Origin of the sequence: Shimia sp. NS0008-38b (genome assembly GCF_040370365.1) — a bacterium.
In the GTDB taxonomy this organism is placed as follows: Bacteria; Pseudomonadota; Alphaproteobacteria; order Rhodobacterales; family Rhodobacteraceae; genus Shimia.
Genome location: NZ_BAABWQ010000004.1, coordinates 439,294 through 452,732 on the forward strand (window position 1 = coordinate 439,294; position 13,439 = coordinate 452,732).

14 protein-coding genes are annotated in these 13,439 nt (G+C 57.4%); 5 read left to right on the forward strand and 9 right to left on the reverse strand.

Features of this window, described 5'->3' with window-relative positions; genetic code table 11:
• The 3 genes from ABWV47_RS18900 to ABWV47_RS18910 are packed head-to-tail and all read right to left on the reverse strand — an operon-like array spanning position 1 to position 1,802.
• Complete coding sequence (locus ABWV47_RS18900) at positions 1-678, reverse strand: TerB family tellurite resistance protein (RefSeq protein ID WP_353314754.1); 678 nt, start codon at positions 676-678, stop codon at positions 1-3.
• 42 nt (positions 679-720) lie between these two features.
• Positions 721-1,197 (reverse strand): GNAT family N-acetyltransferase, encoded by a 477-nt coding sequence (locus tag ABWV47_RS18905; RefSeq protein ID WP_353314756.1) that lies wholly within the window; start codon positions 1,195-1,197, stop codon positions 721-723.
• Positions 1,194-1,802, reverse strand: coding sequence for a VOC family protein (locus ABWV47_RS18910; protein ID WP_353314758.1), 609 nt, complete (start codon positions 1,800-1,802; stop codon positions 1,194-1,196). Before ABWV47_RS18910 ends, ABWV47_RS18905 begins: the two co-directional genes overlap by 4 nt.
• Positions 1,803-2,037: 235 nt before the next feature.
• Here ABWV47_RS18910 and ABWV47_RS18915 point away from each other — a divergent pair, with 235 nt between their 5' ends.
• The 4 genes from ABWV47_RS18915 (at position 2,038) to ABWV47_RS18930 (ending at position 5,039) form a co-directional block, all read left to right on the forward strand.
• Complete coding sequence (locus ABWV47_RS18915) at positions 2,038-2,562, forward strand: hypothetical protein (RefSeq protein ID WP_353314760.1); 525 nt, start codon at positions 2,038-2,040, stop codon at positions 2,560-2,562.
• Between the two features lie 90 nt (positions 2,563-2,652).
• The gene (locus tag ABWV47_RS18920) at positions 2,653-2,979 is read left to right on the forward strand and encodes a hypothetical protein (protein WP_353314762.1); all 327 of its coding nucleotides are present in this window, start codon (positions 2,653-2,655) and stop codon (positions 2,977-2,979) included.
• Positions 2,976-3,638, forward strand: coding sequence for a hypothetical protein (locus ABWV47_RS18925; protein WP_353314764.1), 663 nt, complete (start codon positions 2,976-2,978; stop codon positions 3,636-3,638). The genes ABWV47_RS18920 and ABWV47_RS18925 overlap by 4 nt, the downstream gene beginning before the upstream one ends.
• A gap of 12 nt (positions 3,639-3,650) precedes the next feature.
• Positions 3,651-5,039, forward strand: coding sequence for a DUF2272 domain-containing protein (locus ABWV47_RS18930; protein ID WP_353314766.1), 1,389 nt, complete (start codon positions 3,651-3,653; stop codon positions 5,037-5,039).
• 118 nt (positions 5,040-5,157) lie between these two features.
• On the opposite strand, the gene scpA is transcribed toward ABWV47_RS18930, so the two are convergent.
• Positions 5,158-7,284 (reverse strand): methylmalonyl-CoA mutase, encoded by a 2,127-nt coding sequence (gene scpA / locus ABWV47_RS18935; protein ID WP_353314768.1) that lies wholly within the window; start codon positions 7,282-7,284, stop codon positions 5,158-5,160.
• Positions 7,285-7,305: 21 nt separating this feature from the next.
• Positions 7,306-8,262, reverse strand: coding sequence for a hypothetical protein (locus ABWV47_RS18940; RefSeq protein WP_353314770.1), 957 nt, complete (start codon positions 8,260-8,262; stop codon positions 7,306-7,308).
• A gap of 114 nt (positions 8,263-8,376) precedes the next feature.
• On the opposite strand from ABWV47_RS18940, the gene ABWV47_RS18945 reads away from it, so the two are divergent.
• Positions 8,377-8,874 carry a DUF4174 domain-containing protein gene (locus ABWV47_RS18945; RefSeq protein ID WP_353314772.1) on the forward strand — a complete coding sequence of 166 codons (498 nt, stop codon included), beginning with the start codon at positions 8,377-8,379 and terminating at the stop codon, positions 8,872-8,874.
• Between the two features lie 43 nt (positions 8,875-8,917).
• Here the strand turns inward: ABWV47_RS18945 and ABWV47_RS18950 are convergent, their stop codons facing one another.
• From ABWV47_RS18950 to ABWV47_RS18965, 4 genes are all read right to left on the reverse strand, one after another.
• On the reverse strand, positions 8,918-9,832 hold the full coding sequence (locus tag ABWV47_RS18950) for an aldo/keto reductase (RefSeq protein ID WP_353314774.1): 915 nt from the start codon (positions 9,830-9,832) through the stop codon (positions 8,918-8,920).
• Positions 9,833-10,004: 172 nt separating this feature from the next.
• The gene (locus ABWV47_RS18955) at positions 10,005-10,745 is read right to left on the reverse strand and encodes a hypothetical protein (protein WP_353314776.1); all 741 of its coding nucleotides are present in this window, start codon (positions 10,743-10,745) and stop codon (positions 10,005-10,007) included.
• A gap of 4 nt (positions 10,746-10,749) precedes the next feature.
• Complete coding sequence (locus ABWV47_RS18960; protein ID WP_353314778.1) at positions 10,750-12,777, reverse strand: acetyl-CoA carboxylase biotin carboxylase subunit; 2,028 nt, start codon at positions 12,775-12,777, stop codon at positions 10,750-10,752.
• Between the two features lie 165 nt (positions 12,778-12,942).
• Positions 12,943-13,146: a hypothetical protein gene (locus ABWV47_RS18965; protein ID WP_353314780.1), complete on the reverse strand. Its 204-nt coding sequence runs from the start codon at positions 13,144-13,146 to the stop codon at positions 12,943-12,945.
• Positions 13,147-13,439 lie beyond the last annotated feature (293 nt).

Consider the following 13,439-nt stretch of genomic DNA (forward strand, 5'->3'; position numbering starts at 1 on the left):
TTAGGCCGCCTCGTTGATTTGATCCCAAGCACGGTTGATGTCGATCATCCGTTTCTCGGCAATCTTCACCGCTTCTTCAGGCACCCCACGTGCAATCATTTTGTCAGGATGGGTCTCACGCACCAGTTTGCGCCACGCTTTGCGAATGTCTTCGATCGACATTTCTGGCGCCACCCCCAACACCCGGTAGGGATCGGGTTCAGCATCCGGGACAAAGCGCGCGCGCATGGCCTGAAAACACAGCTCATGCATGCCCAGAATTTCGGCCACACGGCTGAGAAAGATATCCTCGTTGGGGTGATATTCCCCATCCGCAACCGCGATATGAAACAGGCCTTCCATCAAATCATCCGGCCGGCCATCAACCGCGCCGAACATTCCCTTGATGCGACTGGCGTATTCTTCAAAGCCCGCCACATCCTGACGTGCCATGTTAAATACTTTGGCGGCGTTCGCCTCATCTTTGGGGGCAATCTGAAACACGTCCCGAAACGCGGTGACCTCGTCACGTGTCACCAACCCATCCGCCTTCGCCATTTTTGCGCCCAAAGCAATCACCGCAATGGTGAACGCCACGGTCCGTTCTGGCGGTGCGCGCAGATGATCAAACACCGAGGAAAGGGACTCACCCTGACTGAGGGCTGAGAGAGCTTGGGATATGCGAGACCAAATCGACATATGCTTACAATATCCTCTCTCACAGAAATGGCCAGCGCTGCATTACAGCATCTTTTGCAACAGCACCAAATCCATCCAGCGATCAAACTTGCGACCAACCTGCGGCATGCGAGCAACCTCTTGAAATCCCAACGCTTTGTGGAAATTGATCCCTGCGACGTTTTCGCCTCCAACCGCGGCCACCATCACATGGAAATCGCGCGCTTTCGCCGCCTCTTCCAACGCATCGACCAACGCCCGCCCATGCCCCTTACCGCGAGCTTCCTGCGCCAAATACACCGTGTGTTCTGCGGTGTGGGCATACCCCGGACCGCTGCGAAACGGTCCAAAAGTGCCAAATCCCACAACCCGACCGGCCTCCTCGTGCACCAAAAACACCGCGCCAGACGCCAGAGCCGCCTGCAATGCGCCCAGTTCTTTCTGCTCGGTTGTGAACGTGCTCACACCTTCTCGGATTTCGTGGTTCCAAATCTCCGCAATTGCCGGGACGTCAGTACTGACCGCGTCTCGCAAGCTCATTGCAACACCCGCCGGCCATGCGGCGTCTCAAATGTCGCCCTCACTTCAGACGCCCCGCTGACAAAGACCACGCGCGGGTCGTCCAACGCCACCAGCTTTCTCAAAGCCTCAGCCTCAGGGTGTGCGACCTCCAACCGGATCAACGCCACACCGGAGGCTGGTAAGATCTCCGCAGGCGTCACCGCCACATCCCATTGGATAAGCGCGGGAAAGCGATTGTCATACGGCAAGACACCTGTGCCTGGAACCGCCATGCGCCAGCGCAGGTCCCCCCGCGACAGCGCAACCGACTTGCCCGCATCCGCCTCAATGAGAGCGAGATCGGCATCCAAGTCGTCGCTGCGGCAAATCCAGTTGCTCAGCCTTGGAGCACCCGCAAACCGATCAAGGTCAAACCATCTTGGATATGGCAAAGCGCCAACCGCTGGATTGGCCGAAATCGCTTCCAGATACAGTCCGTCTGCCAGCCCAATCAGCTGGTTGTGCGTCCCAAAATGCGCGTGTTCCCCACCTGGCCCCATGGGCACACCAAGCGCGGCTTCCACATGCGCCACCGCCTCAGCAAGGCTCCCGCCAGCCACGGCCAAATGATCCAATGTCAACATGGCTCGCCCCTTCTGCTTGTTTGATTTCCGACACTCTACCTTATCCGCTTCCGCGATCTCAGCAACACCAGATGCGCACATGTGCCTGAGCCCGCCAGTCAACGTTTTCAATTTCCTGTTGTGCGTGTACCGACCTAGTCTTCCACCGCCCCCATTCGCAAACATCAAACGGGCGGTCGCCAGACAGTCAGACGAAGAGTTGCTTAGTCCATGTCAGCGCACTAGTTTCCGGTCATTGACCGTTGATCGACTTGAACTGGGAACGCGCATTTTGCCATTGTCAAACATCCAAAAACTGACGGTCAGCCTGCTGGCGACCCTCTTGGTGACAGGATGTTCCATCAATGAATTTGGCCTAATTCACACAGAGATCATGCAAACGGAAACGGCCTCGGTTTATGTGACCAGCGCCCCCGGCATTCACTTGGACACCCGCGATGCCCAGCCCAGCCTCACCCTCGGGCACTACAAGGCCACACATGTTTTTGTCGCGCCATCCTCGGAGGCCGAAGAGGCAATCCTCCCCGCAAACCCATTTCAAACCCAACACCCACATCTCAGCGCCAGCCGGGTGGTTGGCCTGCAGCTGAAATCCGGAGAGGGAGAAACCAGTTTCACGCTAGGATTGCGCGAGCACACCTCTTTGTCCGCCCTTGACAGAACTCAGAGCGACTGTAGGCTCATTCGATATTTACCAAACAATCTAGAACAAACTTTTTTACGAGTGTCAGACGGTGGGGATTGTTTTTTAGAACTTTAAGGAGGGGGAGGCACGTCGTTGCGACTGGCACATTCCGGACTAATTCTGACAGCTATTTTGCTCTCAGGCTGCGAAGCAAAAAATCTTTACGTGGCGCATGACACCGTCATCGGCATCAACGCGAAGCTCAGCGATACGCGCCAACAGGGGCGTTTGGTGATTGGGTATGATCGCGACTACGTGACGATCATTCCCAAAAGTGTAACCGTTTCGGACGGCAACGGCGGCACCAAAAAAGATGTGATGGCCTCCATCGGCTGCAATCGCGCCAAGGTCAAAGGCGCGCGACTTGTCCAATATTCAGATTTTGTTGTCACAGGGGATGCTGCGGTGTCCTTGGCCAGCAAGTTGAACGGCACAACAACGGTCTTTGATTGTGAAGTCACCGACTCCAAAGACAAGGAGGGCGGATCATGAAGATAGTCCTCCCGCCTCACCGCACCTTTCTGATGGGTCTGGTTGCCCTATCGATGTCTGGCTGTGCCGACCTCACCACAAACACCATGGTTTTTGGCGAGCGTACCGGCATCAACATCGGCGTGACCGTTGATCCCGCCAAATCAACCCCTATCGAATTGAACACCGGCTTTCGACGGCAGGTCATTGGTGTCACCCCGCCCAGCAAAGTGGATGCCAACGGCAATGCCGTGGGCGAAGCCGCCAACATGGCCTCAAACTTCGATCTTGCCCAAGCCGTCGACGAAAGCGGCAACCCATTGACCGGCGGCAGCGTGTCTATGCGTGGCTCCTTTATGTCTGGAAAAGCCGCCACCACATTCTTTGCCCGCTCGGACGAAAACACGGTCAACGCGGTAACAAACAAACTGGCCGCCAAACAGGTTGTCGCGGTCGAAGGCTCCGCCAATACCGCCGAAATCGCCGTTGAGGATACTTTGGTCGCGCTGATCAACGCCAATCCAAGCGAAAACGCGCCGCGGTATCTTACCCTTGCAAAAAGCAAAGGGTTGACGGTCGCACCGCATGGCTCTCCGCAAATTTCAGCGATCCTGACGGCAAAAGACGCCCGAAATGCAGCCGGCAACAAAGAGATTCTAAAAGAGCTTAGTGACAGCTAAAGGAGGTGCTTTATGGCCTTTGAACCTTGGCAAGTGACCCGACAGGAAAAGAGTTCGCTTGGGGGGCTGCAAGACGCTTGTTTAGACACCGGAGGCCAATTTTCCTCCTCACCTGACCCGAACAACCCGGGCAAATTCATCGCCTATTGCACCTATGAGGTGCCTGATACGCTTGGCGCCGCGAAAAATGTATCTCTGCCAGCCGTCCTAAATGCGATGAATGTGCCGATTGAGGTCACTTCGCGTGATCTTCAAGCGCTTCAAGCTGTGGCCGCCTCTGAAGTGGGGCATTTTCAGAAGTACGGAGCCACCCAATTTGAGGGCGGCCTGGCGGCGGTTGTCGACACAGTTTTCAACCGTGTTGCACACAAAGGCTACCCCCGCACCATCGAAGCCGTCATCAACCAGAAAAGACAATTTTCTGCGATCAACAAACTGGAGGGTTGGCATGAACTGCCCACCCCAAAAACAGCCGTTGCCCAGTTTGTCGAAACCCACGTCAAAAATCGCGCTGCTGGCCAAGCCAGCGCCATCAAGGGCGCCACGCATTTTTTGAATCCCTATCTCTCAAGCAGCACAGCCATGGCCAATTGGGGCCGACATGTGAAAGCAAACCCAACCGCCGTCTGGGGAAATGACGCTGCCAAAGATGTGCATTATCACGGGTTCCCGCCCCATGGCACGCTGCCCGTACCGTATATGATCCAGTTTGAAAGCGAGCGATTCCACTTTGATGCTGTCGGTGCCCAAGAGGCAAAGCCAAGTGTCGAAATGCCAACCGACACAACCACTCTGGCACAACACATCGCCCGAATTTGCAAAGAAGAATTGGCCTTCTTTAAGAACGGCAGCGCCAAGGAGTCCGAGGATCCACAGTATCTGCGTGTCGGCGACTATTGGGCAGTTGTCGACAAATCCTACACCGGAAGAACCGTCCTCATTGACGAAGATGGCAACGACTATAATCCCGCGTGGTCCGCTGTGTTTGTCAGCTATGTCCTGCACAGCGCAGGCGCGAATAACTTCCCGGCAAAGATGGCGCACGCAAGATACTTCCAGCGCTTTGTTCAGCTGTCAAATTCCAACCTGTATCGGGCCTTTGCGCAAAAGGACGAGACCCCGCAAGTGGGGGACATCGTGCACTACGGACGGCAATACGCCAAACGCTTTGATTTTTTAACCGCTCAGGCCCGTTATGGCGAAGACGGATCTTACCCGTCCCACAGCGATATTGTTGTGTCTGTTGACCTTGCGGCCAAAAAGATCACCACCATTGGCGGCAACGTCAGCAACTCGGTGAAGGCAAAAACAGTGCAGTTGGACGCCGACAACAAACTGGTCGACCGTCGCGAAAGCGGCAAGTCCTACCCGTGGATTGGCATTCTGAGATTGGTCAAATAACCCATGCCTTAGGCCATCGCGCCGCAGACCGTGCGACACGTTTGCTTTTGGGCGCAGCTGCGATTTGAGCCAAAAACCTGCGGGGGGTCTGGGGGCAGACGGACGGCCCCCAGCCCTCTTAGGTTCTTGTATCGCGGATCAGCTTGAGAATGTTCTCCGCAGCTTCCGGAATGTTGGTGCCGGGCCCAAAGATCGCCTTCACACCCGCCTCTTGCAGAAACGCGTAATCCTGCTGCGGTATCACGCCGCCACAAATCACGATGATGTCTTCCGCATCTTTCTCTTTCAGCGCTTCAATTAGCTGTGGTGCCAGTGTCTTGTGCCCGGCCGCCTGCGAGGAAATGCCCACCACGTGCACGTCGTTGTCCACCGCATCCTGCGCCGCCTCTGCAGGGGTTTGAAACAGGGGACCAACGTCCACATCAAATCCGATGTCCGCAAAGGCCGTGGCAATCACTTTGGCACCTCGATCATGCCCATCTTGGCCCATCTTCACCACCAACAGGCGGGGGCGACGCCCCTCCTCTTCGGCAAAATCCTCGATGGATTTCTGAATGGCCGCAAAACCCGCGTCGCCCTCATAGGCGGCGCCGTATACACCTGCCAGCGTTTTCACTTCGGCCCGGTGACGTCCAAATTCCTTTTCCATCGCCATGCTGATCTCTCCCACCGAGGCCCGCGCCCGCGCCGCTTCCACAGCCGCCGCCAAAAGGTTGCCGCCCTCTTTTGCCACTTTGCTCAGGGTCTCAAGTGCTGCGTCGCATGCCGCACTGTCCCGCTCCGAGCGAATGCGCTCCAGTCGCGCCACTTGGCTTTCGCGCACCGCCACATTGTCCACATCCAGAATGTCGATCGGGTCTTCGCCGTCTTTGCGGTATTTGTTCACGCCCACAATGACTTCGTCGCCTTTGTCGATCAGCGCCTGACGCGTCGCCGCACTTTCCTCGATGCGCAGTTTGGGCATGCCTGAGGCCACCGCCTTGGTCATGCCGCCCATCTCCTCAACCTCTTCCATCAAGGCCCAGGCTTTTTGGATCAAATCATCGGTCAGGCTTTCGACGTAGTAGCTGCCCGCCAACGGGTCGACCACATTGGTGACGCCAGTCTCTTCTTGCAACACAAGCTGCGTGTTGCGCGCAATCCGTGCGGAGAAATCCGTCGGTAGCGCAATCGCCTCATCCAGCGCATTGGTGTGCAACGATTGTGTGCCGCCCAGCACGGCGGACATCGCCTCATAGGCGGTGCGGATCACATTGTTGTACGGGTCCTGCTCCTGCAGGCTCACACCAGAGGTCTGACAATGTGTGCGCAATGTTTTGGAGCGTTCGTTCTTTGCACCAAACTCGGTCATCACCTTGTGCCACAAGAACCGCGCCGCGCGCAGCTTTGCGGCCTCCATGAAGAAGTTCATGCCAATGGCAAAGAAGAAGCTCAGACGCCCAGCAAACTTGTCGACATCCATCCCCGCATCCATGGCCGCGCGCACATATTCACGCCCGTCAGCCAGCGTATAGGCCAGCTCCTGCACGAGGTTCGCGCCCGCTTCCTGCATGTGATAGCCGGAAATCGAAATGCTGTTGAACTTCGGCATCTCGTTCGAGGTGTACTCAATGATATCACTGATGATGCGCATGCTCGGCTCTGGCGGATAAATATAGGTGTTGCGCACCATGAACTCTTTCAGAATGTCGTTCTGAATGGTGCCCGCCAGCAGGCTCTTGTCGTGCCCCTGCTCTTCGCCTGCCACAATGAAGCTGGCCAAAATCGGCACCACAGCGCCGTTCATGGTCATCGACACCGACACTTTGTCCAGCGGAATGCCGTCAAATAGGATTTTCATGTCCTCAACACTGTCGATCGCCACGCCAGCCTTGCCCACGTCGCCCACAACCCGCTCATGATCGCTGTCATAACCCCGGTGCGTAGCCAGATCAAAGGCCACCGACACACCCTGCTGACCAGCGGCCAGATTGCGGCGGTAAAACGCGTTGGATTCCTCGGCGGTCGAGAACCCAGCATACTGGCGGATCGTCCAAGGACGCCCGGCATACATGGTTGCCTTGGGCCCTCGTGTGAACGGACCAAATCCAGGCATGCTGCCCATGTGGTCCAAATCTTTGGTGTCCTCTTCGGTATAAAGAGGTTTGACATCAATGCCTTCCAACGTCTTCCACGTCAGATCTTCAAGCGGTCTCCCGCGCAGTTCTTTTTCTGCCAGTTCGGCCCATTTCTTGGTGTCCGTCATCGCTGTCATCCTCGTGCCTTGCTAAGAGCCAAATCGGCTGGCTTGGCCAACTCGATCCGCAGTGCTGTCTTCAATCAGATACCCCAAGCCATCCGCTCCGGCGCGCAGCCAAGCGAGATCCTCAACGTAAATTTCTCTCAATATGTCGACCTGCAGGTCCCCAAATGGGTGCCAGCGGTCCATGCCCTGCGGCAAAACCTCCGTGGGTTCGCCGCGGTCTTTCAGTATCTCGCGCAACTCCGGCAGCTTGGGCACCTGTGCCAAGCCGTTGAGGCGAAAATTTGTCGGCGGCGCAAACCGCCCCTTGATCGCAAATCCGGTCACGGTCTGTGGTTGTTCGCCCAAACGCTCATAAGGGACCACCACAACCTCTGTATCCGGTGCGGCGCACGCCACATCCATCACCACTTTGCGCCAACTGCGGGGCTGTGTCACAAGCCGGTCCAGCATCGCCTCATCCGGCATGCCAATCCCTTTCTTGAGCCCATGTGCCAACGCGCCACCCCAGTAGTCTTCAAGCGCGCGAATGCCGATGATGATCCGTTTCACCCGTCCACCAAAAGCATGCACCATCCGTGCCACACGTTCGCCCGCCGCAGGATACAGACGTTCCGCCGCCAGGTTGTTCTCCATGGTGCCCAACATCACCGGGTCCAACACCATCAGCTCTTTGATCTTGTCCCGCTCCAGCATGGCACAGCGCAGCTGCACACGCCCTGCACCGCGCGCCCGGCGCATATCAACGCCGTTCAATCCCGACCGCAGGGTCAAACCGTCAAACAGCCCCTTGCGCGTCACATCGGTGGTCCACACTTCTACGCCGCGCGATCTCAGCGGTTTGCGGTTGCGGTTGAGATAGCTCGAAAGCGTGGAAACCCCAGAGAGATGGCTTCCCACATGCAGGATGACGTCCATGGCAGCGTGCACCTTTGTTAAGGCCCACCCCCAAGGTGCGACCGGATATACAGAGGCCGCCATCATGTCTTAACACCCATGGAAATGCTGTTAACTGACGTTAAAATTTGACCCACTTTCACAAAGGGGATCGTAATGCTGCGTTGGGCGCTTATATTGGTGTCAACAGGAGAGACGATGACATACCGCTTACCCTTTGTTCTGATTGCCATAATGGCCGCCTCAGGCGCCACCGCGCAGGCCTCAGAATCTGCCCCCAAATCTGCCGAAATCACGACATCCGAAGTTGGATCGGAGGAGGCAGAAAATACACCGGAATTAATACAATCTGATCCCAACGCCAGTCTGGAAGACTTCCTTTGGGTCAATCGCCCTCTGGTGATCTTTGCTGACACGGACCGCGACCCCCGATTTGCACAGCAAATGGACTTGATCAACGCTTTGCCACAAGAGCTGCTCGAACGTGATGTGGTGGTGCTGACAGACACCGATCCCGCCGCCCAGTCTGCTCTGCGCGAAACACTGCGACCTCGCGGGTTCACCATGGTGCTGCTCAGCAAAGACGGCACCGTGTATCTGCGCAAACCGCAGCCTTGGACGGTGCGCGAAATCTCGGCCAGCATCGACAAATTGCCTCTGCGCCAGCAGGAAATCCGCGACCGCCGCGAGCCATAAGCGGCGGTGGGTGCCGTCAGCGTGATATGTCGCGCCGCAGCTCTCACGGCATGGGGGCTCCGCGTGCGGCCACCAGCACGTCATACCAATCCTGACGGCTCAAACGCACATCGTAGGCTTTGGCACTGTCTCTGATCCGGGCCACATTCTGCGTGCCAATCAGGGCAACCGTGTTGGCCGGATGCGCCAACACCCAAGCCAGCGCCACATGATCCACACCAACACCCTCGCGCGCAGCAATCGCCTCCAACACCGCCAGCACCCGCGCTTCTTGTGTGCCCGCTTCAGGCTGATGCTGGGGCGTCAACCGCCCCCCGCCCAGCGGCGACCACGCCATGGTGGTCAGGTTCATCTCTTGGGCAATGTCCAGCGTGCCATCCTGCAGCGGTTCAATCGCCAAAGGTGAGAACTCGGGCTGCGTGGCCACCAGCGCAAAATCCAACTTGCTCTGCAACGCCCGGATCTGGGTGTGGGAGAAGTTGCTGACACCTGCTTCACGGATTTTTCCATCCGCGCGCAATTGCGTCAACGCCGCTGCCACCTCCTCAAAGGAGGCCAGTAAATCGGGTCGGTGGATCAGAAAAACGTCGATCACATCGGTCCGGAGCCGCGCGAGCGAGCCCTCGCAGCTGGTGATCAGATTGGACGCGCGGCTGTCATAAGGCACCGGCGGATGAATCCCCGCTTTGGTCACCAGAACGGTCCGTTCTCGCAGCCCCGCGTTGGCAGCATAGACATGCCCCAAAACGTCCTCTGCCCCGCCAAATCCTTCCCCGCCAAATCCATAAATCGCAGCGGTGTCCACAAGGTTTGCACCAATCTCAAGCGCCGCTTCTATTTTGGCTGTGGCCGCAGGCACCGTGCTGCCAGAAAACCGCCAACAGCCGTAAGCCAGCCGCCCGATCTCAACTGCGCCCATCTGCGTTTGGCGGCTGATCGCCACATCACTCTCACTCATGCTTGTGTCTCTCCCTTGTCAGACCCACCCGGTCTCCCCATATACAGGTCACGCGAAACGTGATCTCGCAGGCCCACACAACCCGGTGTTGCGCTGTTGTAAGAATACCGTAATCCGCGTACACTATGGTCATCTACACGAGCTGTTGGAGGTACGATCATGAGCTACACCCCTAAAGAGCCGCGTCAGTCAAACGATCGGCCTGGTCCCGATCCGTCTTACTGATCCACGCCCGCAATGATTTGCGCGCAGCATCTTGCTGCGCTTGTCGCTGCGCAGCCACACTGACACTGCCTGCGTCGTCCCAAACTCCCAAAGAATAATTCAGCATCGTCAGCGCATCGCGCGCCCGGCTTTCGCATTCCACGGTCATCTGGATATAGTGCCCATACGCCCCGCTGCGCCGTTCTGATGTCAACGCGCGAAACTCTTCGCCCATCATCTGATCCGCAAAGGCCTGTAAGTCGGCCAATTGGCAGTAAAACTGCACAACCTCATCCACCACCTCACTCGGCAGATGATGCAGCCGGTCTTTCATCGCCTCAAACACGATCATCTTGGCGTCTCGCACGATAAAAGGGTGAAACGCGCCCTCCCCGTCACCACCCGCCAAGATCTGCGCCTGCACGCCACGGCCAAATGCACGCGTGTCGCGGTCCCGCCACGTGAAGGTCTCCCAACAATCCTGAATCTCCGCGCGCAGGGCCAGTTGCACATCGGTCTGCATCTCTCTGCGCTGTCGGTCACGGTTCCAATCTTGCGACAGAAAAGCCACCAACCAGCCAGAGGCCACAACCAGCCCCGCAATAAGCGCCTGCCGGATCGGCACGTCCAACACCTCGGCGTTTGCCAGAAATGCGATGACCGCAAATCCAACAAGCACGAGGCAGAGAACAAGCAGGCGCGCCAACATCAGATCACTCGAATTCCATGATCACGTCATCCACCGCAAGACTGTCGCCAGCTGCCGCGTTGATCTTGGTCACCACCGTGGTCTTCTCCGCACGCAGGATGTTTTCCATCTTCATGGCTTCCACAGAACACAGCGCTTGGCCTTCCTGCACCTCATCCCCCACTTCCACATCGACCTTCACGATCAGACCCGGCATCGGGCACAGCAGCAACTTGGATGTGTCCGGTGCCACTTTCTCTGGCATCAACTGCGCCAGTTCCGCTTGGCGTGGCGTGCGCACATGCACCTTCAGATCCGCCCCACGGGTGCGCAGACGGAAGCCACCCGAAACCTTGCCAACCTTCATCACCAGACGCCCGCCGACATCAACCTTGGCCAGCTGATCGCCCGGCGTCCAATCAGATGCCACACGCAGCTTGCTGCCATCCTCAAACTTGATGGTGGAGCCTTCCCGATCTGCCTTCACCTTCACGGCGAAATCCTGACCTTGCAAACTCACCACCCATTTCTTGCCCACGCGGCGCTCATGGTTGTCCATGCGACCAGACACACGGGTGCGCCGGATTTCGGCCACCCGGTGCATCGCCGCCGCAGCCGCCGCCACGCGCTTTAACTCTACATCCGGCAGTGTGACACCCTCAAACCCATCCGGGTATTGCTCCTCAATAAAGGCGGTTGTCATATCGCCCTTGATGAAAATCGGGTGATCCATCACAGCACTCAGGAATGGCAGGTTGTGGCCAATGCCCTCAACCTCAAAGCTGTCTAGCGCCACACGCATCGCTTCAATCGCCGCGTCCCGTGTTGGCGCCCATGTGCACAGCTTGGCAATCATCGGGTCGTAATACATGCTGATTTCGCCGCCCTCATAGACGCCTGTGTCATTGCGCACGACCTCATCGCCCGCATCCCCCGGCTGCGTGCCGGGTGCGTAGGCCTTGGTCTCCGCAGGCGGACGATAGCGGGTCAGACGACCAATAGAGGGCAAGAAATTGCGATAGGGGTCTTCCGCATACAAACGGTTCTCAATCGCCCAACCCTGCAGCTTCACATCCTCCTGGGTGATGCTCAGCGGCTCGCCATTGGCCACGCGGATCATCTGCTCCACGAGATCCACACCGGTGATCAACTCCGTCACAGGATGTTCCACCTGCAAACGGGTGTTCATCTCAAGGAAATAGAAATTCTTGTCGCCATCCACGATGAATTCCACCGTGCCCGCGCTGGCATAGCCAACCGCTTTGGCCAATGCGACCGACTGCTCGCCCATCGCTTTGCGTGTGGCTTCATCCAAGAAGGGGCTTGGCGCCTCTTCAACCACCTTCTGATTGCGACGCTGGATCGAGCATTCCCGCTCGCCCAGATAAATCCCGTTGCCATGTGCATCACAGAGCACCTGAATTTCGATGTGGCGCGGTTGGGTCACAAACTTCTCGATGAAAATCCGATCATCGCCAAAGCTGTTGGCCGCCTCGTTTTTGGAACTCTGAAACCCTTCGCGGGCCTCTTGGTCGTTCCACGCGATCCGCATGCCTTTGCCGCCGCCGCCCGCAGAGGCCTTGATCATCACAGGGTAGCCAACCTCGTTGGAGATTTTCACCGCATCATCAGCGTCTTCAATCAGCCCCATATAGCCCGGCACAGTGGACACGTTGGCCTCTTGGGCGATTTTCTTGGAGGTGATCTTATCCCCCATGCTCTCAATCGCGCCCACAGGGGGGCCAACAAACGCAATACCTTCCGCCGCCAAAGCTTCGGCAAACTTGGCATTTTCCGACAAGAACCCATAGCCCGGATGCACCGCTTGCGCGCCGCTTTCACGGATCGCATCCATGACTTTGTCGATCACAATATAGGACTGGTTCGCGGGCGGTGGACCAATGTGGATGGCTTCGTCTGCCATCTGCACATGCAGCGCCTGCTTGTCGGCGTCTGAGTAAATCGCAACCGTCTTGATGCCCATTTTACGGGCCGATTTGATCACGCGACAGGCGATTTCGCCCCGGTTGGCAATCAGGATCTTGTCGAACATTATCTCGTCCTTTTGGTCTTAGGTCAGGCGGCGAAGGCCGCCTGATTTGGCAACAAAAAAGCCATCGGTCCGCGCAAACGGTCCGATGGCTTCGTTTTCGGGTCCGGTCGCAACGCGACCGGAGAAATCAGGTGTGTGCCACGTGCCGCAGAAGCGGCCGGGCGGTTAACACTTGTTGGAGAACTCTTTGCAGTAGACGACGTTGGCCGCGCTGCCAACGATGGCGCCGGCCGCCAGATTGCCGCCGACAACCGCCGCGGTTGCGGTGCCCGCCCCCGCCCCGATGAGCGCTTGCTCACCAAATGTGTCGCCACAGGCCGCAAGGCCTGAAAGTGCAAAAAGTCCGATAAGAGTTGCTTTGATACGCATGTGCCTGCTTCCGTGTTTCGCGCGGATCTTAAGCCCGCTGCTGTTGCCTTCGTGGCTTCCGCCGCCCCCTGATTATCATGCACACACACAGCCGTCAGGTAAAAAACGGGTGGCTCTGAAGGGACACAACAAAACCACCCGATAGGGGAAGGGTAACGGAATACACTGTTACAAGAGAGCGCAGGTGAATTGCGCTGCTCCATGTCAGCGATATTGCCATCAAAGCACCGGAACCAAAGTACAATTTGTGCAGTGGTTCGGTTTTGGGCATAGCGCCGCCCATTCATTGATGA